At 53.4% G+C, this 21,581-nt stretch carries 19 protein-coding genes, 1 tRNA gene and 3 pseudogenes; 16 read left to right on the forward strand and 7 right to left on the reverse strand.

Annotated elements, in window-relative coordinates:
- Positions 1 to 21 precede the first annotated feature (21 nt).
- The 6 genes and pseudogenes from ACR0BI_RS12235 to ACR0BI_RS12260 form a co-directional block, all read left to right on the forward strand.
- Positions 22 to 897, forward strand: a complete 876-nt coding sequence (locus ACR0BI_RS12235) for an AAA family ATPase (RefSeq protein WP_170594367.1) — start codon at positions 22 to 24, stop codon at positions 895 to 897.
- Positions 894 to 2,075, forward strand: coding sequence for a vWA domain-containing protein (locus tag ACR0BI_RS12240; RefSeq protein WP_480562468.1), 1,182 nt, complete (start codon positions 894 to 896; stop codon positions 2,073 to 2,075). The genes ACR0BI_RS12235 and ACR0BI_RS12240 overlap by 4 nt, the downstream gene beginning before the upstream one ends.
- Complete coding sequence (locus ACR0BI_RS12245; RefSeq protein ID WP_170512784.1) at positions 2,072 to 2,854, forward strand: XdhC family protein; 783 nt, start codon at positions 2,072 to 2,074, stop codon at positions 2,852 to 2,854. Before ACR0BI_RS12240 ends, ACR0BI_RS12245 begins: the two co-directional genes overlap by 4 nt.
- Positions 2,847 to 3,455 carry a nucleotidyltransferase family protein gene (locus tag ACR0BI_RS12250; protein WP_170392516.1) on the forward strand — a complete coding sequence of 203 codons (609 nt, stop codon included), beginning with the start codon at positions 2,847 to 2,849 and terminating at the stop codon, positions 3,453 to 3,455. Before ACR0BI_RS12245 ends, ACR0BI_RS12250 begins: the two co-directional genes overlap by 8 nt.
- Before the next feature lie 102 nt (positions 3,456 to 3,557).
- Positions 3,558 to 4,010 carry an SRPBCC family protein gene (locus ACR0BI_RS12255; protein WP_170392515.1) on the forward strand — a complete coding sequence of 151 codons (453 nt, stop codon included), beginning with the start codon at positions 3,558 to 3,560 and terminating at the stop codon, positions 4,008 to 4,010.
- 169 nt (positions 4,011 to 4,179) lie between these two features.
- Positions 4,180 to 4,486 (forward strand): annotated as a pseudogene (locus ACR0BI_RS12260) (transposase); the annotation flags it as partial.
- 32 nt (positions 4,487 to 4,518) lie between these two features.
- Here ACR0BI_RS12260 and ACR0BI_RS12265 read toward each other — a convergent pair.
- Positions 4,519 to 4,805, reverse strand: a pseudogene (locus ACR0BI_RS12265) (transposase); the annotation flags it as partial.
- Between the two features lie 181 nt (positions 4,806 to 4,986).
- Here ACR0BI_RS12265 and ACR0BI_RS12270 point away from each other — a divergent pair.
- The 3 genes and pseudogenes from ACR0BI_RS12270 to ACR0BI_RS12280 all read left to right on the forward strand — a co-directional run.
- Positions 4,987 to 5,631: pseudogene (locus tag ACR0BI_RS12270) on the forward strand (cephalosporin hydroxylase family protein); the annotation flags it as partial.
- Between the two features lie 1,207 nt (positions 5,632 to 6,838).
- Positions 6,839 to 8,557, forward strand: a complete 1,719-nt coding sequence (locus ACR0BI_RS12275; protein ID WP_480562467.1) for a glycosyltransferase family protein — start codon at positions 6,839 to 6,841, stop codon at positions 8,555 to 8,557.
- Positions 8,554 to 8,814, forward strand: coding sequence for an NAD-dependent epimerase/dehydratase family protein (locus ACR0BI_RS12280; RefSeq protein ID WP_170564275.1), 261 nt, complete (start codon positions 8,554 to 8,556; stop codon positions 8,812 to 8,814). Before ACR0BI_RS12275 ends, ACR0BI_RS12280 begins: the two co-directional genes overlap by 4 nt.
- Positions 8,815 to 9,882: 1,068 nt before the next feature.
- Here the strand turns inward: ACR0BI_RS12280 and ACR0BI_RS12285 are convergent.
- The 4 genes from ACR0BI_RS12285 to ACR0BI_RS12300 form a co-directional block, all read right to left on the reverse strand.
- Positions 9,883 to 10,680 carry a transporter family protein gene (locus ACR0BI_RS12285; protein WP_480562466.1) on the reverse strand — a complete coding sequence of 266 codons (798 nt, stop codon included), beginning with the start codon at positions 10,678 to 10,680 and terminating at the stop codon, positions 9,883 to 9,885.
- A 165-nt stretch (positions 10,681 to 10,845) separates the two neighbouring features.
- Entirely contained in the window at positions 10,846 to 11,826 is a 981-nt protein-coding gene (locus ACR0BI_RS12290) for a CobW family GTP-binding protein (RefSeq protein ID WP_170513653.1), read from the reverse strand.
- Positions 11,827 to 11,840: 14 nt separating this feature from the next.
- Positions 11,841 to 13,307: a guanitoxin biosynthesis MBL fold metallo-hydrolase GntH gene (gntH, locus tag ACR0BI_RS12295; RefSeq protein ID WP_223116882.1), complete on the reverse strand. Its 1,467-nt coding sequence runs from the start codon at positions 13,305 to 13,307 to the stop codon at positions 11,841 to 11,843.
- Between the two features lie 24 nt (positions 13,308 to 13,331).
- Complete coding sequence (locus ACR0BI_RS12300; protein ID WP_223116881.1) at positions 13,332 to 13,544, reverse strand: hypothetical protein; 213 nt, start codon at positions 13,542 to 13,544, stop codon at positions 13,332 to 13,334.
- A 99-nt stretch (positions 13,545 to 13,643) separates the two neighbouring features.
- Between ACR0BI_RS12300 and ACR0BI_RS12305 the strand changes: the two genes are divergently transcribed.
- The 3 genes from ACR0BI_RS12305 (at position 13,644) to ACR0BI_RS12315 (ending at position 15,871) form a co-directional block, all read left to right on the forward strand.
- Positions 13,644 to 14,984, forward strand: coding sequence for a hypothetical protein (locus ACR0BI_RS12305; protein ID WP_480562465.1), 1,341 nt, complete (start codon positions 13,644 to 13,646; stop codon positions 14,982 to 14,984).
- Between the two features lie 404 nt (positions 14,985 to 15,388).
- Positions 15,389 to 15,532: a hypothetical protein gene (locus tag ACR0BI_RS12310; protein WP_480562464.1), complete on the forward strand. Its 144-nt coding sequence runs from the start codon at positions 15,389 to 15,391 to the stop codon at positions 15,530 to 15,532.
- 120 nt (positions 15,533 to 15,652) lie between these two features.
- Positions 15,653 to 15,871, forward strand: a complete 219-nt coding sequence (locus tag ACR0BI_RS12315; protein ID WP_480562463.1) for a hypothetical protein — start codon at positions 15,653 to 15,655, stop codon at positions 15,869 to 15,871.
- Between the two features lie 182 nt (positions 15,872 to 16,053).
- On the opposite strand, the gene ACR0BI_RS12320 is transcribed toward ACR0BI_RS12315, so the two are convergent.
- Positions 16,054 to 16,128 (reverse strand) — tRNA-Gln (locus ACR0BI_RS12320).
- Between the two features lie 370 nt (positions 16,129 to 16,498).
- Between ACR0BI_RS12320 and ACR0BI_RS12325 the strand changes: the two genes are divergently transcribed.
- Positions 16,499 to 17,008: a ferritin gene (locus ACR0BI_RS12325; RefSeq protein ID WP_170392504.1), complete on the forward strand. Its 510-nt coding sequence runs from the start codon at positions 16,499 to 16,501 to the stop codon at positions 17,006 to 17,008.
- 27 nt (positions 17,009 to 17,035) lie between these two features.
- Here ACR0BI_RS12325 and ACR0BI_RS12330 read toward each other — a convergent pair whose 3' ends face one another.
- A complete protein-coding gene (locus ACR0BI_RS12330; protein WP_170392923.1) occupies positions 17,036 to 17,539 on the reverse strand; it encodes an SH3 domain-containing protein in 504 nt (167 codons plus the stop codon).
- 154 nt (positions 17,540 to 17,693) lie between these two features.
- Here ACR0BI_RS12330 and ACR0BI_RS12335 point away from each other — a divergent pair, with 154 nt between their 5' ends.
- The 3 genes from ACR0BI_RS12335 to ACR0BI_RS12345 all read left to right on the forward strand — a co-directional run bounded on the left by ACR0BI_RS12335 (position 17,694) and on the right by ACR0BI_RS12345 (position 21,520).
- Positions 17,694 to 18,680, forward strand: coding sequence for a 2-hydroxyacid dehydrogenase (locus ACR0BI_RS12335; RefSeq protein WP_170392503.1), 987 nt, complete (start codon positions 17,694 to 17,696; stop codon positions 18,678 to 18,680).
- A 27-nt stretch (positions 18,681 to 18,707) separates the two neighbouring features.
- A complete protein-coding gene (locus ACR0BI_RS12340; RefSeq protein ID WP_170733023.1) occupies positions 18,708 to 20,105 on the forward strand; it encodes an FAD-linked oxidase C-terminal domain-containing protein in 1,398 nt (465 codons plus the stop codon).
- A 113-nt stretch (positions 20,106 to 20,218) separates the two neighbouring features.
- A complete protein-coding gene (locus tag ACR0BI_RS12345) occupies positions 20,219 to 21,520 on the forward strand; it encodes a hypothetical protein (protein ID WP_480562462.1) in 1,302 nt (433 codons plus the stop codon).
- The last annotated feature ends 61 nt before the right edge of the window (positions 21,521 to 21,581 follow it).

Consider the following 21,581-nt stretch of genomic DNA (forward strand, 5'->3'; position numbering starts at 1 on the left):
CCGCTCTGCCCGGAGACACACATGACCTGGACCGATTTACAATCCGCTCTTGAAGGGCAGGGCTATGTCGCATCCGACGACCTAGCAGTTGCTCTCCATCTGGCGCTGACGTTGGAGCGGCCCCTTCTTCTGGAGGGCGCCGCAGGCGTAGGTAAGACAGAGGTTGCGCGCACCCTGAGCGATGCGCGCGACACCAAATTGCTCCGACTGCAATGCTATGAGGGGCTCGACGCCGCGCAGGCCATCTACGAATGGAACTACCAGCGGCAATTGCTGACGATCCGCGCCGCCGCCGAAGATGGTGAGACGGGCAAAAGCGTTGAGGAGCGTATTTTTTCCCGTGATTTCCTGTTGGAACGCCCTCTATTGGCCGCCATTACCCAGGACACGCCGCCTGTCTTGTTGATTGACGAAATTGACCGCGCTGATGTGGAATTCGAAGCCTACTTGCTGGAAGTTCTGGCCGACTATCAAGTGACTGTGCCAGAACTCGGCACCATCACGGCCTCTAGCAAGCCGATCGTGATCCTGACCTCAAACGGCACACGCGATCTATCCGATGCACTGCGTCGTCGCTGCCTTTACACCTATGTCGATTATCCGGACCGACAGACAGAACTTGCAATCCTCAAAGCCCGCTGCCCTGCGATTGAGGCACGTCTCGGCGCGCAAGTCGTAGGCTTTGTACAAAAGCTTCGCGAGGAGGAACTGGAAAAGACGCCCGGCATCGCTGAGATGCTCGATTTTGCTGCCGCCTTGATGGGACTCGGGATTGCGGATCTGACCGACGATCCAACCGTGTTGCACTCCACCTTAACCACGCTGCTGAAAACTCAAAGCGATCAGGCACAGATCACCGCTGAAGTCGCGGCCCGCATCGCGGGGAAGGCCGCATGAGCCGGGTTTCCAAATTTGCGGCGCGTGATCCGGGGCCAGCGGCCCGTGTCGCCGGGTTCATTGCGCATTTGCGCCAGAACGGCCTTCGCCTAGGTGTGGCAGAGGCAGAGCTTGCCTTGCGTGCCCTCGGCGAGGTCAATGCCGCTGTCCCGAATGAAAGCCGTCGCGCGTTGCGGGCCATCTGCACAGGATGCAAGGATGAGGCCGAACGGTTCGACGGCCTCTTCGATAGTTTTTGGATGGATTCCGGTCGGGTGAAACAAAGGGCCGTGCCCAAGGCGCAGTCTGCGCTCAGCGATATCGTGCATTCCTCTCGTCAAGCCAAGGGTCAGGATATGGGCGCATCGGGCAGCGCCATCGCTCCTGATTCCGGTGACGGCGAAGCCGACAGCGATGGCACCGGTAAACTTATCGCAACTCAGCAACGCAATCTCAGCCGCCGCGATCTGCGTGATCTGGTCCGCGCGGATGATATCGCAGAGGCTGAAGCAGTTGCGCGTCGCATCGGTGCCGCTTTGCGCGATCGACGTTCGCGCCGTCGGATCGCCGCCCGCAAAGGCGACCGCCTGCATTTTCGCAAGACCATTCGCCTGAGCCTTGCGACAGGAGGGGAACCTCTGCAGCTCTTGCGCAAGTCTCGCCCTGATCGCAGCCGCAAAATCGTTGCGCTTTGCGATGTATCGGGATCGATGAGCGTCTATGCGCAAGTTTTTCTTGCTTTTCTCGCTGGGCTGATGCGCGCTGACAAAGATGCCGACGCTTATCTTTTTCACACACGGCTGGTACGCATCACTGAAGCATTGCGCGACAAAGACGCACTGCGTGCAATTGGTCGGATGTCGCTGATGGCAGATGGCTTCGGCGGTGGATCAAAGATCGGGCCATCGTTGCAACGCTTTGCCGATACTTATGCGCGGCGCTTTGTAGATGGCCGGTCTGTCGTAGTGATCCTGTCGGACGGCTATGATACCGAGCCACCCGCAATCCTGGCAGCAGCGCTTGAGAAGCTGAGAAAACGCGGCTGTAAGATCATCTGGCTCAATCCATTGAAGGGCTGGAGCGACTACGCGCCCGTAGCTGGCGGAATGGCTGCGGCCTTGCCTTATCTCGACCTTTTTCAACCGGCCAACACCCTTGCCGATCTTGCCGCCCTGGAACCAAAATTGGTGACGCTATGAGCCCGGCAGAGATCTTAGACACGGACCTTGCCGATGCGGCACAAGACCTGCGTGACCGGCAAGAACCTTTCGCCTTCGCGACAATCGTGCGCACTGCGGGGGCGACGGCGGCCAAGCCGGGAGCCAAAGCGCTGCTCAGCGCGGACGGGACAATCCTGCATGGATGGCTTGGTGGCGGATGCACGCGTGGCGCGGTCAAACGCGCTGCGGTAGAGGCTTTGCGCGCCGGTCAGCCGCAACTGGTTTCTGTCGCGCCCGAGGAACTCCTGGAAGAAATGGGCGTGATAGCGGGGGATGAGATCGACGGGACGCGCTTTGCGCGCAATGGTTGCCCGTCAAAAGGCACCGTCGACATTTTTATCGAGCCCTGTTTGCCAATGCCCGAACTTGTCGTGCTTGGCGCATCCCCTGTGGCCCAAGCGCTTAGTTCCCTGGCACCGCAATTCCACTGGTCGGTTTCTGGCACCACGTCGACTGATACGACGTGCAATCGACGACGCTTCGTTGTCATTGCGACGCAAGGCCAAGGAGATTTGGACGCGCTCAAATCCGTACTGACAGATTTGCCCGACTATGTTGCCTTCGTCGGAAGCGCTCGGAAATTCGCGACACTGGCTGAAAAACTAATGACCGCCGGCATAACGCCCGAGGCCATCAACACCGTCCACGCCCCGGCGGGCCTGGACCTGGGGGCGGTCACGCCCGAGGAAATAGCGCTGTCGATCCTTGCGCAGTTAGTCCGTGTCAGACGGCAGACTGTGGGGCTTGCCGATGGCTGATGTTGCCGCGATCCTTCTGGCCGCCGGTCTTTCCCGGCGCATGGGGGCGCAAAACAAGCTGCTGTTACCAATAGACGGCGTACCGATGATCCGCCGTGTAGCCATGGCTTACTTAGGCGCCATTGATACTGACCTGACGGTGGTAACAGGACATGAGGCGAGCGCCGTGCGCCGGGCATTATCAGGGCTAGCTGTTTCTTTGGTTCACAATGCAAACTTCACCAGCGGCCAGCAGAGCTCGGTTGCCACGGGATTGCATTGTGCACCTGACGCCCATCTGCTTCTGATCGGCTTGGGTGATCAGCCGCTATTGACCACTCAGGATCTGCAAGATCTGATTGCCGCTCACGTTGCAGGTGATGCGACTAAAGTGACGATACCTGTCCATAACGGCGCACGAGGCAATCCAATTACTATCCCGCAGCTATTGCGCCGGCGATTGCTGGAAAACCCCGCACGCCCCGGCTGCTTGGGCTTCACGCGCGATCATCCCGAACATGTACAAGCCGCTAAGCTGCCATCGCCAGGGTTCTACACCGATGTCGATACCCCGGATGACTATGCGACCCATTTGGAAACCGCGAACGAGCCGATCTCATGAGCCGACTTCTGATCTGGATGCGCGGGCGTCTTAAATCGCTCGAAATGACCACTGAACAAGCAGACAACATAAGATTTCCCTGTTGCTAAGAAGGACTAGACTATGGAACTGAACGACGAAATCATCATCAACGCCCCGAAAGATCGCGTCTATGCGGCACTGAATGATCCCGAGGTGTTGAAACAATGCATCCCGGGTTGTGAAGAACTAATCAAGCATTCTGATACTGAACTGGAGGCCAAGGTCTTGCTTAAAGTAGGGCCCGTAAAGGCGCGGTTCGGAGGCAATGTCACCCTGGACCAGACCGGCGCCCCTGATGCATTCTCTCTGTCTGGTCAGGGCAATGGTGGTACCGCTGGTCATGCAAAGGGTGGCGCAGATGTGACGCTGAGTGCAGACGGCGACAAAACGATCCTGCGCTATGAAGCCAAGGCCGAGATTGGCGGAAAACTGGCTCAGCTCGGCAGTCGTTTGATCCAGAGCACAGCCAAGAAGCTCGCTGGAAAATTCTTCAAGTCCTTCGCTGATGTAGTGAATGAAGACGCGATGATCTGAACTCAATGGGTGGAGATGAAGCGGTTCTTTGAGCTTGCTCCACCCGCTAACGACCAGAAAGGCAACTTGTACCGCCTGCGCAACTGCCTTACGTCATCGCCAATGGGACAGTTTAAGTCGATTTGATAAGAGAGGGTTTCTGGCTCATCGTAACCGCCAAGGAGTGGAGATGAGAAAGCAACCCGGAACCAAGCAGAGCCACGGTGAGAAGGTCGTAAAGGACATTCCCCGTGCGACCCGCAAACAGTATTCCGCAGAGGAAAATATCAGGCCGTTCCGGATGACCGGAAGGGTGAGGATAGCATGCCGAGTTTTGCCGCTGTGAAAGCATTGCACAGAGCCTCTACTACAGCTGGTCCAAGGAATTCCTGGAATCCGGCAAGAAACGCGTGGCAGGTGATACGGCCCGCGCGGCGACTTCCACCCAAGTAAAGGATCTGAGACGGGAAGCCCGTGATCTAAAGAAAGTTTTTTGCTGAATAGGCCTTGGAATTGCGCCTGCTCAAAGAAAGCGTGATCGCGGATGGGGGCGACGACGAGCGGGGCTCAAGAGTTTCCCTTTGAGGCTTCCGTCAGGAACAATTTGTCCAAAGTCAAATCTGAAACCGCGTGTTTCAGCCGCTCGGTCTCTTTCTAACGCCGTTTCAGTTCCTTCAACTGATCTACGCCCATTCCACCGTACTTCTTTCTCCAGCAGTAATAGGTTTGTTCAACAACCCCGATCAGTCTGATCGCATCAAGACGGGACATGCCTTGCCCCATAAGAACTTCAACCTGCCGCAACCACGAGACAATCTCTTCTAGCTTCGGTCGCTAGTTTGCCATTCTCATTCATCCGTTTCCTAAACATATCGGTGGACCAGTTCAGTTGGGGAGGCTCACATCTCTTCTGGACTTTCGAAATGATGCAAGTTTTCAGCATTTGTCCCAGGATTGGCGGCGCGAAAGCATGCAGCGGCGTTAGGTTTACAATTTCGATTGGATGGGGCGGCCAATTATCCAATATCCGCAGGATATAGTCGCCTTGCAAGAGATAGTATGGGAGATAAAATCCGATGTCATTCTTGAGACGGGCATCGCCCATGGTGGCTCTTTGATTTTGTCCGCATCATTGCTGGCCATGCTCGACTATGCTGACGCTGTGGAAAGCGGAGATTTGCTTGATCCGGCTAATCCGAGGCGACGCGTCGTCGGCATTGACATCGATATTCGTGCACACAACAAAGTCGCGATGGAACGCCATCCGATGGCCTCCCGGATCACTATGATCAAGGGATCCTCGACTGCGCCAGACACTATCGCGCGTGCCAAGGATGCTGTGGGCGACGCAAAAAGAGTCATGGTTTGTCTCGATTCGATGCATACCCACGACCATGTTGTCGCCGAGCTAGAGGCATATGGGCCTTTGGTTACCTCAGGTTGCTATTGTCTGGTTCTTGATAGCTTTGTGGAAGACATGCCGCCGGGGTTCTTTGAAGACCGCCCTTGGGATGTTGGGAACAACCCCAAAACGGCTCTGCACAGCTGGTTAAAGGACAATCCCGATTTCACCATAGATCGCGATATGGCGACTAAACTGCAGGTGACCGTTGCACCTGATGGATTTTTGCGTAGGGATTAGATTTGACGATGAAGACTTTTATGTAGTCGCGATCAGCGGGGTCATGCACTTAGCTTTCTTTTTGTTGGATAGACGCCGTTCAATTTGTTCCCGTTGTTGCGACACCGTGAATAAGATCGGCGCACTTATGGCTTTGTCGTGTGGAATAACATCGCTAGAGCGTCCTATCGAAAAACTGAAGCGCCGGGATTCCCATGAGAACTGAATTGTAATTCATCGTTTATGAGAGGATGGATCATAACAGCACCATTGCCAGATGCGTTTCGGTCGCGGCTTCGAAAGTTGATTGAAGAATGGTTATGCGGGAGCGCGACGGCGTTGTGGTTGTAACTTTCGCCTGCAACCGGCGCACGCACAAGGTTTACGGTCCGACGAAATGGACGATTGAAGGCCGCGCCGCAGGGTCGACCTTGCAGTGAAAGCATGCTTGATCCCCAGCGCTCATTTCTTATCGAACGGATTGAGCAAGACGAAGACACAACCATGCCTGAACTAGCCAATGTACTGGCATATACGACCGGTGTGCAATCACACCCTAATGCGATGACAGGTTTCCGAGCAAGTTTGGCTTCAAGTACAATAGAAGACGCTGGTGGCCACCGAGCGACGCTACACACGGACAAGGGGACAACGCTACGACTGGTCTACCCGCCACCCGCCAGCTGTCTCGGCCAAGCCAGATCGCGTTGGAGCAAGGACATTCACTGAAATGTTCGACGCCTTCTCAGAGATCTACGCTCTCTTCTCACCAGAAGAATGCTGGAACCACTTTAGGGCTGCCAGATTTGTCTCAAGTTAAAAGCCGGTGGTTTAAATTGTGTGTCCAAGTCGTTGTATAGCAACGTCATGTGCCGGGGATTGTACTGGTTGGAAACGATTGCGTCTTGAACGTGTGCCTCTGATACGATTGAAGTTCTGAGTTCAACAACGCTGCGTTAGAATGGTATGGCAACTATGCGGCATAGCAGTTGAATAAAGGGGATCGCCGGTTGCACTGATGCGCTTTCCTAGAATAGTTCTGCGTATCTATTGATACAATCCAGATCGGTGGTTCGAATTGCCCTTCAGTCTTCACCTTAGTTCATCATTGCATGCTATAATCTTTCGACTGACACACCCAAGAAAGTACGTCGAAGCACGTAAACTTCGTTCTGCGGCAAAACACGCTCTCGAGAAGAAGAACTTTCGTTCAGCGTCGGGGACGATTTTGAAGGCGTTGAATTGTAATCCAGCGCTGAGGAATGGCGCGCAGCTTCTTGCTAAAGCAAAGGCCGCGGACGTGAGAGCAGGAAAGGCAGACTTAGTTGCAGAAGCGGAAATAGACCTTGTTCACGAAGTCGAACGGAAACTTGAGACCCGCAGATTGTGTTCTGATGCAACGTTCGAAGCACTGGCCGTGGTCAAGGCATTGCAACTTGATGCCGAACAGTCGCTGGACGCTCTTTCGCGTTTGAAATCGCGCCGCCGCCGCAAGGTACTGTCTTTTGCAGTGATCGGCGTGTTGAGTAATGCGTTCGAGGATCGTAGCCATTTCCAAAAGTTCATTCAGTTGTTGGACCAATTTGGTGTGGCCAAAGAGGCAAATTCTCGCCGAAGTGTATTCAATATGTGGTTGGTGCACGAACTGAAGTTCGGGGTGCCTTACAAGGGTGGACATCCTCTTCTGGTTCCCGAAGTTTTTCAGAGGTTTATACAAACCGTGCAGGAAGGTGATCCCGCCGTTGCTTCTTTCCCTATCGAATTGCAGGACCTTATAAGGGCAGGGCAGGTTGGCGGCGCGCATGGTGGTTCCCCCGTCGAGTGCAAAAAGGTGTTGGTCGTCTCTGACAACTGGAACTTTTTTCCGCTGGCTGCGAAGGCACTCGAGGACGATGGATTTGAAGTGCGTTACCTCGATTTTGGAATTATCAGGCAGGCGTTTCCCAATACGGATCGCAAACTGGGTATTTCGTACCAAACAAGGAGCATCGCCGGGCGACCCTCTGCGACCGCTATCCGCGAAGCGCTGGCAGACCGCAATCCGTTAGCGAGTGACCTTGTTGGTTGGGCTGATGTCGTTTTTTGTGAGTGGCTGACGGAGGGCGCTGTCTGGATGAGTCACTATTTGCAGGAAGAAAAGCCGCTGATAGTTCGTTTACACAGCTACGAAGCATTTACGGCATACCCTGTGATCGCGAACTTTCGCAGGATCAATGGGTTAGTATTCATTGCGCCACAAATTCGTAAGGTGTTGACTGCGCTGGTGGGTGAGAAGGCTCTTTTGGACACCGTTACAAATGTCATTCCCAATATTAGAGATGTGTCGAATTTCAACTTTATAACGCGCGAGACATTATCAAAAAAGACCCTGGGTATGACGCAATACGCTTCCGCCAACAAGGACCCAATATTCGCTCTCGACATACTCAAAGAACTTCAGGTGCATGATCCATCCTGGAGGCTTCGTTTCGTTGGAAAGCCTTGGGGTAGCGATGTATCGGACTCTGAAGCGCAATATCAACTCAATTTCAAGAAAAGACTTTCTGAGTTTGGAGATAGCGTTTCAGTTGAAGGGTATACAAACGACATTGCTAGTTGGTACCGGTCGATCGGCTTTGTTTTATCTACGAGCCAAAGAGAAGGTAGTCATGAGAGTCTCGTCGAAGGCATGCTTACTGGTGCTATACCGGTTCTACGGAATTGGCCCATGATGGCACCTTTTGGGGCTCCCGAGTCAGTCTTCCCGGATCTTGAACGAGTAAATACTGCGGCCGAAGCAGCTGCATATATTCTTCAAGCATCCGATCAATACGAAATACGCTCTAAAGCCGCTGCAGATTACGCCGTCGATTATGTGACAATGGATAGGCCGGAAATTGAGTTGCCACGGTTTGTCCGAGCAGTATGTCGGCCTGACCGCATTGGACAATCCGTGGTTGCTTCGTGACTGTTCTCATCACCGGAGACGCTGGCTACGTCGACAGCCATATCGCCTGGGAGTTTCTGGACCAAGGCGATTCTGTCGTGATCCTTGACAACTTGATGACGGGTGTCTGTGAAAATCTACCAGAATCGGCAGTTTTTGTTGAAGCTTGCATTGGTGATGAAAAGGTAATTGCAGAACCACATTCTGGCATCCACACCATCCTGGTAATTGACCTCCCGATTGCGTTGGGAAAATGTCAAAAATTTTGTTCTTTTTGAAAATGGTATGAAAAAAGGTAGCGGTAGCGTTCTTCTCGCTTTGTTTCTTACCCCCTAGAAACAAACAGCCATGGATTTCACGATCCTCAAGCGAGGTACAGAAACGGACGTTGGAGTGGCGTCGGTTTTCCGCGGTTGGTTTGTGGCGGCCGACTTACTAACCAACCACAAGAGTTAAGTCGGCCGCCTAAAGCTGTACGGCAGGCGCATTATCACTTGGTGCATGGCTTAAGAACTATATTGGCCGCAGCCGAAATGGAGGCTACGGCTAAATCTATGCTATCGGATTGGGCGCACCATCGATCTGTTTTGAAACGTGACGTAAGTTACTCTCCATCCCGAATACAACTTCCGTGATCTTCTAGGTTTTCGGAACCGTGCGTAGACAACTCGTACTTCATCGTCGGGAAAAGAGTCAGCGTCCAGACTTCATTTGATGCGATGTAGATAAACGTCACACAATCAAGACCATGCGCAACCGTATGGGTCTTCGAATTCAACGGCTTAAACCAATCAAAAGCAGATAGAGCCGTTTCACCAAATCCAACGGGTGAAATGAGTTCCTGCGCGACATTCACGGCAGTTCGTTCGCGTTGCAGTCGCTCGTAGAAGAAGCATTCCCACCATCGCAATGCATAACAGCAAAGTGGGCTACGTTCGCAGCATTTGAGGTCATTTATGGATGTCGGCTCGGAGCCAAATTCGTGGGCCCGCTGATTCGAGCTGAACGGCAGCTTTGGTCCGCTCACCTGCCACCTAACACTGGATTGTGAACGTCAGGAATGCGCGGTTGTGGCATGCTGCATGAACGAATGGCAGAGGTGGAATCAAAGGCAGGTGAGGGCTGTTACTTCAAATCGATGCCCACCGCAGAGAACGGCGAGAGAGAGCCCTTACCGGCCATTGCTACAAATGTTCAGCGCTGCGGACGCATTAGACAGGCCTGCAGCCCAAAGCGGACATTCAAATCCAGGCATGGTGACTTCCAAGACGCGGACAATCTGCCGTTCGCTTTCATCTGCCCAATGCCTGCATCCGGTAAGCGATATTCTTTGAGGAAAGGTTCAACTATTTGGGAAACAGTAAGGTAGCTACAAGTCTCACGCCCCAACCTTCGGGCCCACTATCGGGGCCGTCGGCCGAATAGCGTATCCCCCCGCCTACGCTGATAAGTTGATCCCCGAGTTGGGTAACTTTGGTGACAACACCGTTGATTGGCACAGACCATTGTTTGTTTTCCCAATCGTAGGTGGACTCAGTGTTAATCGTGAACGTCCACGCGTTCGAATTTGTGTAGGAAATAAATGGCTGTAAGAACGTCTGGCTGATGTCGGTATCACCATCAATGTCCCAGATGTGATTTGTCAGGCCACCATATGTCCAGGGACCCTGCTGTTTGAGTGCCACGCCGGTAACTCCTGCACCCCACGCTCCGAGACCTAAGCTTTTATCTGTCGACGTTGGCAGCAGAAAAACAGGTCCAGCCCCCCAGATCCAACCGCCCGCACTTGGTTTTTTGGGCGAAAGAAATAGGCTTTGAACAGTATCTCCTAGCCCATTCTCGGATCCAGAACCCGGAAAGCTACCATCTATAGAGGCAATTGGGAGAATTGTTCGGGATATGAGGTTCCAATCGTCCGTAAGATCAAAGGGAATAACCGGTTGTACGTTCAATATCCAACGCGAACCATTTCGGTCGGCACCCAAATTCTGATCATAATTCAGCTGGAATGGCACACTAATGAGAGCAGCCACTGGGTTAGCAAGTTGCTTTGCTAGTTCTTCTTCCTGGGACTCTGCCCACGCAGTACCAGAAAGGACACCAACCCCGGCAAGTATGGAGCAGCGTAGCAACCTTAGTTTCATAGGCGGTCTCCTTTCAGTTGGCCGTTTTCTCATGGGTGGCTTGCACTTGAAATCGCCAGATTGGCAATGACGTCAATGGCGCACTCACAGTCCGCCGCCGCCGAACTGGATGAATTTATCCAACCTGGTTGACTTTTAGCCAAAATACTTGGTCGAAACTGGCTTTCAGACTGTCTCCATAAGCGTGTCCGAAAGCACATCCTCGGAGAGCGCCCCCGGTGCGCCTATTGCGACAAGCCTTGTTTCGGGTTTGCGGTCACCCCAAGCACCATCCCGTGCGATGTCCATACGTTTTCCAACCACCTGAACAAGAATGCGATGATCTGGATCCTCCTCGCTAAAAACAAAACCCTTGAGACGATAAACGTCACCCGGAAGCTTCCGAATTGCACTCCTGAGAGAGGATAGGCTTATCGGGCGTTCAGCTTTCATCATAGTTGTTGAGAAGCTGTCTGAGTGATCAGAGTGATGACAACCACAATCTGGTCCATGTTCATGGTGATCAGGTATTTCCGTTTCGAGTTGTTCGGCGGCAAAGCGACCAACAGAAAGAAGTATGTCGAGTGGGACGTCTGCGTTTACAGCTTCGACCAGGCGATATCGACGGAAGCGAGATCCGAGCCAATCGTGCACCCTTTGAACAGCCGCCCTGTCGACGAGGTCGACCTTGTTCAAAATAACCATGTCCGAAAACGCAATTTGACGGAGCTTTAGTTCCATTTGTTCTGGTGCAGCAAATAGTTGTTCCGCGTCGACAAGACACATGAGGCTGTCCAAGCGGATCATGTCCCGAAACTTTTGATCTGTAAATGTCATCGCGATTGACGATGGATCCGACACTCCACTTGCTTCAAGGACGATGTATTCCGGTTTCTCAGGTCGGGCGAGAACGGCTTCCACGGTTTCGATCAGATCATCTCGTATCGAGCAGCAAACGCACCCATTAGCCAAGCTCATCACATCATCTTCGAGGCCAACCACCAAGTCGGCGTCTACGTTTATTGATCCAAAGTCATTCACCAGAACTGCCACTCGCAATCCGTGATTGCCGGTAAGGATCCGGTTCAAAAGTGTCGTCTTACCGGCTCCAAGAAAGCCGGTAAGGATCGTAACAGGGATCGCAGAAGTCGAACCAAATTCAATCATTGTTCGATCTCCTCTCAGTCTTCATCACGCGAGCCGATTACATCCGAAACTTTGATGGTAAAGTCCTGCGGCCAGTCTCCGCCGGGTGCTCGGAAAACGTCAGTTGGGTAGTATTCGCGTGGATCGATCTCCATATCTCGATACTTCTGATCTTGCTGGTCTGCGCGAGTGAGTCTTGGGTTCGGTAATGTGATTTCATCCGGAAGCTCAATACGCCCGGCCTCGGCCGCCGCAGCCAGTTCACGAAATGGTGGCACAGTACCGGATTTTCCGGGTAGTGCAGCTTTCCTGTACCAGATTGCATCCTTGGTCACGTTCACAACGGCTACATCGAGACCCCATTGGAACAGACCGTCGTAGTGGGCGCGAATACCAGCCAGCATTTCAGCGTCGATGTCTTCATCCTGGGTATAGTGTGTCACCATTCCCAAACGCGGCCTTGTGTCAGCAAAGAGCTTACCCACGGCATAGTGGGAGGTGTGATGCGTATCGATAGTGTAGTTAAAGAGATCTTGTGGGATACCGTATTTGTAGGTCATCAACTGACCAATATCCTGCCCCGACATTTCGGTTACAAAGACATCAACGCCTTCGCCGTATTTTCGTGAAAGCTCATCCGGGCGTCCATCGCCAGTCCATACAAAGCTCAGACCATTCCAATCGAGCCGATAACCAACCGCACCGTCCTTGGCATGGCTACGTGGCCAAGACCGAACAGTCACACCGTCTTCGTCATAAACGATGCCACCTTCCTGGCGGAAATCAAATTCATTGACTTCGATCTCGTAGCCGTCCCCAATCGGGAAAACATCAAAGGCCTCCAGATGCCATTTGAGCATCTGTTGCATGCCTTTGACCATTCCGGCTGTGCCAAGCTCGGGCGTTCGACCTGACGGCCCATGGATGCGTAGTGGCGTGTAGCCACCCGACCAGGCACGGAAGGGGTAAATATACGGAATGTCAGCATAATGGTCGACATGCAGGTGAGAGATGAAGATGTCGTTGATCAACTGCCCAGGCACTTGCATCGCAATGATGTTGCGGACACAACCGGACCCAAAGTCGAAGAAGAACCGTTTTCCATTCCCCAACTCCACCATGATACAAGTACCCGCCTGATCTTCGCGCGGCGGATATGGTGTTGAGCCGCAGAATGAGATGCGCATCTCATCTGGCCCCAACTCCTCACTAAGCGGAAAATAGTTCGCATTTGAACCGGTCATGTACTTCGTAGGACGGAAGTAATCCGGCAATGATATGCCACCTGCGGGTCGACCACCATATGGGTTCTTGAGTGTTTCTCCTAGTGGGCCGCCTCCTTCGTGGGCCTCGGCAGTTCCTGCCGCAAACCCAGCTGCCCCTGTGGCAGCCGCTCCAGTGGCCAAGCCCTTTAGAACACTCCGCCGCGACGGGTCTTCAATTTGATCTGACGCCTGAACCTGTTTGTCGTCCTGGTCTTTTCTATTGTCTTCCTTGGTCATGGATTGGTCCTCAGTTAGAGTATCTCACAGGTTGCGCTTCAACATCCGGCGAAGCTCGTTGATGAGTTCAGATTTGATGTGGGCCCATTCGGCGCGCTCTGAGGCCGTGATCGATGCGTCTTTCGAAAACGCAGATGCTTTATTCAGGTCCTCGATGACCTCGCCGAGTAGTGCATCCGTTTCGATGCGCCTCGAGAGCACATCAGAAAGTTCCGGAATTTCTTCAATCAGGTCCACCGTCACTGGAAAAATCCCGACACCCACTATCTATTCTCAAATCAAGATGAGTGCGGTTGACCGCAAAGGCCAAGTGAGTCACCGTGAGTTGGGGGTAAGTTGACATTGAACAAGTCAAACGATTTGCCAATAAATCAACAAGTTGGCCAACCTTCTCCGGAACTCATCCGGGAAGCTCTGAGTCGAATTGTATCAAGCGACGGGTTTCAAGCTTCACCCCGACTCACGCAGTTTCTCACCTATATAGTCGAGGAAACTCTATCTGGTCGAAGCGCTCAGATTAGAGGCAAAGCTATCGCTGTTGAGGTCTATGGGCGGCGCATAGATGGTACTGGTGGTCAAAACCTGGTTCGAGTTGAGGCTAGGCGACTGCGTCGTCTTTTACATCAGTTCTACGAAGATCACTGGGACGGCAACGGAGTTCGCATTTTTGTTGATCCCGGCGGATACAAGCCGCGGTTTTCATACGAATCTACAATTGAAGACCGTACATCAAGTGAACTGAAGAGCGACAATCCAGTTGGCCGTTGGCGTTCGCGGCAACTGCTGCCTGCTGGACTAGGTGTTGTTGCATTAGTCGCTGTGCTTGGCATCTGGATGAGCCAGGATAACAGGGAGGTTGTGCCGACAATTCGATCCATCGAGAAAGCAGAACGTGTGGCGCTTGGTGAACAATCATTGACGAGACTCCAGGCGGCCAACATTGCAGACCAAGCCCGAGGCATGTTTTTTCCCGTTTTTGATGTCAAACGTCAGCAGATAGCACTGGGAATGTTCCAGCACGCGATGGAACTCGATCCGGCTCTGTCCGACGGCTATGCCGGCTCAGCGCAGGTCCTGGCGATCCTGGCGGTGTTGTCGCCGGATGAATCACAAAGGGATGATTTCTCCAATCAAGCTTCAGAAATGTCTGAAAAAGCGCTTCAATTGTCCCCGGCCGACGCCTGGGCAAACAGCGCAAACGGTTGGGTGCTGGCTGTCAAAGACCAGCCAAACGAGGCATTGAAATACGCAAGGATGTCGGTCGAACTGGCGCCGAATGATGGCCATATTCTCGACCTTGCAGGTATCACCGCCATCTTGGCTAACGCCCCGGAATTCTGTGCCGAGGTTAGCAACCCGGATAGACCCAAATCAGGATCCGGTAGGTTTGGTGCGAGAAACATCTGGGGCGTCTCGCAACTTATGCTCGGGAACTACGAAAATGTTGTTGAAGCCTTTCAGGGAGCGCCAGCTGCTGGAGCGCCAGTCAGTGCTCCTTCGCTCTTGTTCCAAGCCGTTGCGCACGATCAGTTAGGAAATTCAGAAGAAGCACGACGGCTCGTTGCTGAAATGCGCAGGACATGGCCTGAGTTTCCGTCCGAGTTTCTCGCCGACAGGATTTTCCACAACGACATCAATACGCGGAACATAATACTAGAGGCACTGAGCAGATACTGACGAAACGTATCGCGACTATTGCCTCGAAAAGAGCGTCAAAATCTATTCAAATAGTTCCGCTTCGAAAGGGTAAGATGCCGACAAAATCGGCGATTGAACCGGACTACGCCGTTTGTGGATTGAGGGTGGACATTGCAGACTTGCAGAGTCTGCCTGCCGCGCATAGCCGCCGCTCATGAGGCGCAGTGTTGCTGATGCAGCGAACGGCAGTTTGGTGGCCAATTTGCTGCATCAGCTAGAACTCATAAAGTGACTAATGGCGGTAGTGGCTCTATCTGCCGAAATTGTCTGGACTTTGGTCCGTAAGAAAGCGGTACTGAAATCGCCAATATTTGCCCGGAACAGCCGGGCTCCGCTCAGTACAGGGCGCAGGATCAGCCTGTGTCCTTAGAGTGGAGACATAAATGACAACTTCATCCGATACAGAAATCAATAAATCGCCTGCCAAATCCGCGCGAAACAAACTGACGCGTCAGCAACAATTACAGAAACAGCTGTGCCGCGAGGCAGGTGCCACGATTGCGCAGATGCGGAACGCCTTTGGCTAACAACCGCATTCAGCACGCGCAGCGATTTCGATGATGCGCAAGTCAGGACATATTGTTGAGCGATCAGGATCTGACAAAAGCACAGTCTACCGGATTGTGAAGGCGCGCCGGTGGTTGGCGATGATCAATGATCGCAGAGCTTTCTCAGAAATCGTTCAAGAAGAAGGTAGCTCCAAACGCCGGGTGCAGGATGTGGTCGATCTGGCCATGCTGGTGCCTGATGCTCTGGATGCCATCGATTCAGGCGAACAAACTGATGGCCTGACAATGGACTACCTGATCAAGTCGGGATTCCCGGTGATCTGGTCATATCACCACAAGCGCTTCTCTGCCCTCTGATCTGCCGCCTCTCCGAAACACACCAAACTCGTACCGTCGGAATCGCGACCTGGGACTGTGGTCGGAAATCGACCACTGTTGCGCACACTCTCGGGTCTCAGTTGAAATTGCTGGATCTTAAGGCGCTGAAAACACGCTATAATCGGCGTGCAACTTCTCGGTATGTGATTTCCGGGAAATCATGGCTGGGGTGGTAGGATTCGAACCTACGATACACGGTACCAAAAACCGCTGCCTTACCACTTGGCTACACCCCAACGGTGAGCGGCTATCTACGACTGTTGCTTTCAGGGTTCAAGGGCTTTTTTGGACAATTTTGATGTGGATATGCAATTTAGTTTGATGGCGGTTGGATCGTCGGGATGGTCGAGTAGGGGTCAGGCGATTGTTTGAGGCGAAGCTAGATCTCTAAAACGAAAATCCAACTGGCAATCCTTGGTTTTGCGGTCGCGAGATACAATCCGCAATGCGCCACAACGCTCGTTCCTGCGACTGCGTTTCAATAGCACAAGAATTGGATTAAATTATTGATTAATAGCGATAAAAATTACCTTTATCAGTTGAATGTCTTTGGCTTCGGACCTAGCTAGATAAAGTCCGCTAACCAGCACGAAAAAGGAGCGAGCAATGAAACTGAACCCGCAAGTTGCAGAAGCATTGAATAAGCAGATCAACAATGAGCTCCACGCTTCGTACACCTACTTGGCGATGTCGGCTTATTTTGAGGCGCAGGATCTGCCTGGATTCGCCAGTTGGTTTCGGGGGCATTCTGCCGAAGAGGAAACCCATGCAATGCGTATATTCGACTTTATCGCCAAGCGGGGTGGGAGGGTAAATCTCGACGGCATCGCAAAACCGCAAACGGACTATGGATCACCCGTTGATGTACTGGAGCAGGCGCTGGCGCAGGAGCAAACCGTGACGGGCCAGATCAACGCGTTGTTTGAGCTGGCGCATGAGGTCAAAGAATACAGCACACAGAATATGCTGAACTGGTTCCTGGCCGAACAGATAGAGGAAGAAGACCTGTTCACATCGATCCTGGATAAGGCCAAGGCGGCCAGCGGGGACCGATGGAACCTGCTGTTGTTGGATCAGGAACTGGCCAAACGCGGCAGCGCTGCAGGCGCGGAGTAGCTCAGTCGGCGCTGTCGCGCACGCACGTCATTCCCGAATCTCGGTGGGGTCGACCCCCCAAAGATTGCTTTTCAGGGTCCAGCCGCGATAGCCGCCTGCAGAAATGCGGCACCAATCGGGTGAGCACTTTTCAAGCCGGGCGACGACGCCGGTTTCAAAATGCGCATTCACCTGCGATTTGGGATCAGGCATCGCGTAAACCGGCAGCAAGTCGGCTTCGATAAGGACTGTCCGCACACCTGAAAGCAGCGCGTAATGCACCCAACCCCCGGCACCGTCTCGATCCTGAACCTTGCGCCAGTTTCCATATTCGGCCGTGATCTGCAGCGGCATGCCACGGCGTTTGAACACCCAATCGATTCGGTGAGTCAGCGAAGGGCCGCGACGGACATTACCCTCGGCGGCTTTCATCGAGACATATCGCGGAAGCGGTAGATTCGTCACTGGACCGCGTTTTTCCTGCGCGGACACGGCCACTGCGCCGAGCACGAGCAGGAAAACCGATATCAACACCACAAAATGGCGGTTCACTGAAAAACTAGCACTCACTGCCTGTCTGCTCTTATGCCTGTGGATCGTATGCAAAAAAGGTTGAGACGATGCCCAAGGGGTTCTTGTGCCCCGTGTAATCCTGCGCCACGATGCCATGGCGCGCGGCAGTTTGCAAAGCGGTAGGAGGGTCAAGGTGCCAAGAGAACGTCTGAGTGTTGTCGTTACGCGACGGTTGCCCGAAGCGGTGGAAACACGGCTAAGCGAGCTTTTCGATGTAAAACTGCGTGACACCGACGATCCCATGACTCGCGAAGAGCTGGTGGCGGCAGTGAACACAGCAGATGTGCTGGTTCCGACGATAACCGATACAATTGATGGCGGTATCCTGGGGCAGGCTGGTGAGAAATTGCGACTGATCGCCAATTATGGTGCCGGTGTCGACAATATTGATGTGGCGACGGCGAGGCAGCGCGGGATCCTTGTCTCGAACACACCAGGAGTACTGACTGACGATACTGCAGATATGACTATGGCTCTGATCCTGGCGGTTACACGACGTATCCCCGAGGGGTTAGGTGTGATGCAAAAGGGCGATTGGGCCGGTTGGGCCCCGACGGCCTTGCTGGGTGGCCGGGTCGGTGGTCGCCGCTTGGGTGTTCTTGGGATGGGCCGGATAGGGCAGGCCGTTGCGCGACGTGCCAGCGCGTTTGGAATGCAGGTCCACTATCACAACCGCCGCCGGTTGCGCCCCGAGATTGAACAGGAACTTGAGGCGACCTATTGGGATAGTCTTGATCAGATGGTGGCGCGGATGGACGTCATCTCGATCAACTGCCCGTCGACCCCTTCGACCTTTCATTTGATGAATGCGCGGCGTTTGAAATTGATGAAACCCACGGCCGTGATCGTGAATACATCACGCGGTGAAGTCGTCGATGAGAACGCCCTGACACGCATGATCCGCGCCGGTGAGATCGCGGGCGCTGGTCTGGATGTTTATGAACAGGGCACGGATGTGAACCCACGCCTCCGGCAATTGCCGAATGTGGTGCTGCTGCCGCATATGGGCTCGGCTACGCTTGAGGGTCGGATCGAGATGGGTGAGAAAGTCATTATCAACATCAAGACCTTCGAAGACGGTCATCGCCCGCCAGATCAGGTTGTGCCTGCAATGCTTTAGGCTGTGGCCTGAGAAAAGGGGAACGCAATGGTTCAGGCAACCGCTTTGCCGCGAAACGAGGCCGGGATCGACACGGCGCTGGGAATTCTGAAACAGAGGTTCGCAGACCGGCTGCAATCTGGTGCTGCGATTTGCGAGCAGCACGGGCACACGACAACGTGGATTGAGAACCAGAGTCCGGATGCGGTGGTTTTCCCGCATTCAACCGAAGAAGTGGCCGATATCGTCAGGACCTGTGCCGAGCACAAGGTGCCAGTCATCCCGTTCGGAACAGGCACCTCACTCGAAGGTCATGTAAACGCTCCTGCTGGTGGCATATCCGTCGATCTGAGTCAGATGAACAAGATATTGGCGGTCAATGTCGGTGATCTAGATTGCGTTGTCCAACCGGGTGTCACCCGAGCTGAATTGAACACCCATCTGCGGGATCAGGGGTTGTTCTTCCCGATTGATCCGGGCGCGAATGCGTCGCTAGGTGGCATGGCCGCGACACGCGCGTCTGGCACCAATGCTGTGCGTTATGGGACAATGAAAGACAATGTGCTTAGTCTTGAGGCCGTGATGCCGGACGGGCAAGTGATCCGCACCGGGCATCGTGCGCGCAAATCTTCGGCGGGTTTTGATCTGACCCGCTTGCTAATCGGTGCCGAGGGCACGCTGGGAATAATCACCGAAATCACATTGCGATTGCAGGGTATCCCCGAGGCCATCAGTTCAGCTCGCTGTTCGTTTCCATCGGTGGATGCAGCCTGTCAGGCTGTGATGATGACTATTCAGTATGGTATCCCGGTTGCGCGGATCGAATTGCTGGACCAGATGTCGGTCAAAGCTGCAAACGCTTATTCGGGACTGGATTTGCCAGAAACGCCACTGCTGCTGCTGGAATTTCACGGTTCGGACAGCGGTGCAGCGGAACAGGCAGAGACCTTTGGCCAAATCGCGGAAGAATTTGGTGGCAGCGATATCACCACCACCACGACAACCGAAGAGCGCAACAAGCTGTGGCAGGCCCGGCACGATATGTATTGGGCCAGCTTACAACTGCGCCCAGGCGCGCGGGGCATTTCTACGGATGTATGTGTTCCGATCTCGCGTTTGGCCGAATGTGTGACCGCCGCACAGGATAAGGCCGCTGAATTGGGTTTGCTGGCCCCGATCGTGGGTCATGTTGGTGACGGTAACTTCCATACACTTCTGTTAATCGACATGGATGACGCAAAAGAGGTCGCAAGTGCAGAGGAATTCGTCGGTTGGCTAAATGATCTTGCAATTGCGATGGAGGGCACCTGTACCGGAGAACACGGAATCGGGCAGGGTAAACGCCCCTATCTGGTGAAAGAACTTGGTGCGGCGACAAATTATATGGCGGCGATCAAAGCAGCGCTGGATCCCGATAACATCATGAATCCGGGCAAGGTACTCTGACCGCGATTGTTGGGCTCGGCCATAACAGCGCCTCAATTTTAGGTGAATGATCTGGGAAAGAGCAGTATTTGATTCCGAGGTTATTCATGGGCGCGTTGCGTTTCATTGGGTTTTTGCTGATTGCGGTCGTGGTTGTCGTAGGTCTGGATTATTATCAGCAGGATAAGAAAGTCGAAGGCAGGTTGTCCTTCAACGGATATGTCGACACGATTAATCAGCGGTTCAACTTATATCAGGCGGAGCTAGCCGCGGAAGAAGTTGAACGCGAAAGGCAGAAGCGTTGGCGAGAGGGGGCCAAGCCGTACCTGCCGGATTCGGGCGAAGGCTGGGTGCGTCGTTCGATCGTGGATGCAGATTTTACACGCGATGCCCGAGAAGGTGTTTTGCAGGACGGAATAAGTGAAGCTGCTCGTCCAATTGCAAAAAGAGTTGCTGTGCAAGAGACCGAACAACTGGTCAGAAAACTCGATAATTCTAGTTGGGTCTACGAAAGCGGCGAGCATACGGTCTGGCTACAGGCGAAACTCAGGAAAGACGCTAAATCCAATACACTGACTGGCAACATCGTCAGGTCTGTCGAAGGGTTGGGCGCAGGATCGAGTGGCTACACTCCATTCGGCATAATTGGTGGTGCTGCGTATTTCAGGTTTGAAAACAGCCGATACAAACCCGTCACAGTAAAAAATCGAAAGTTTTGGTCAATGATCACGGCGAGCCTGACGGACCTTGAGGTCGAACCTCGGTTTGAAATCTACAAGGCTACAATCGGACTGGGCGAAGAAATTCGTTTGCAAGTCTATTCCGATGCACCAGCGCCTATGCTGCGAGCGTTTCTGGATCGACTGGATTATGACGGATTGAACGCACTGCTTCAAAAGCAAGTGCCTGGCGTCGGCAACGATACCGTTTTTGATGCTGAACGAGAAAGTGAACTGGCGACAAACATGGCCGCCTTGCGCGGCGAGTTTGTCAAGCTTCGCAGCGAGCTGGCGCGTTTGAAGCTAGAAAACATTGATGGGTTGTCTCTTGTCGCAAATACTTTGGCCGCGCAATACGGTTTGCCGGCAGACACCTTCGACTTGACCGCGAACAGAATCGAATCTGCGGATGATTTGGTCCAGGTCGGATACCGCAAAGGACTGACAGATTTGCTTGAAGACGAGATGCAGCAGGCAGACAGAGATGACGAGGGTTTCTTTGGAAATTTGTTCGCCAAATTCAAAGATCAGGAAACCTCTGAAGAAGTCGCATCTGTAAACGAAAATGAAGGCTTCCTGTCCGGACTGTTGTCAGCCTTTGGTAGCTCTGATTCCGAAGCAGAAACTGCCGTGCGGGTAAACCGAGGCGGTTCCGGAACGGGCATTGATTGCGCAACCACCGGAACGTTCAAAAGGTGCAAATTGGGGGGCGGATAACACGTCAGATCGACTGTTGGAAAGCGACCTGGTGCAACGCTCAGGTCGCTTTTCTTATATC

The sequence above is a fragment of the Ruegeria sp. E5 genome (assembly GCF_056534105.1).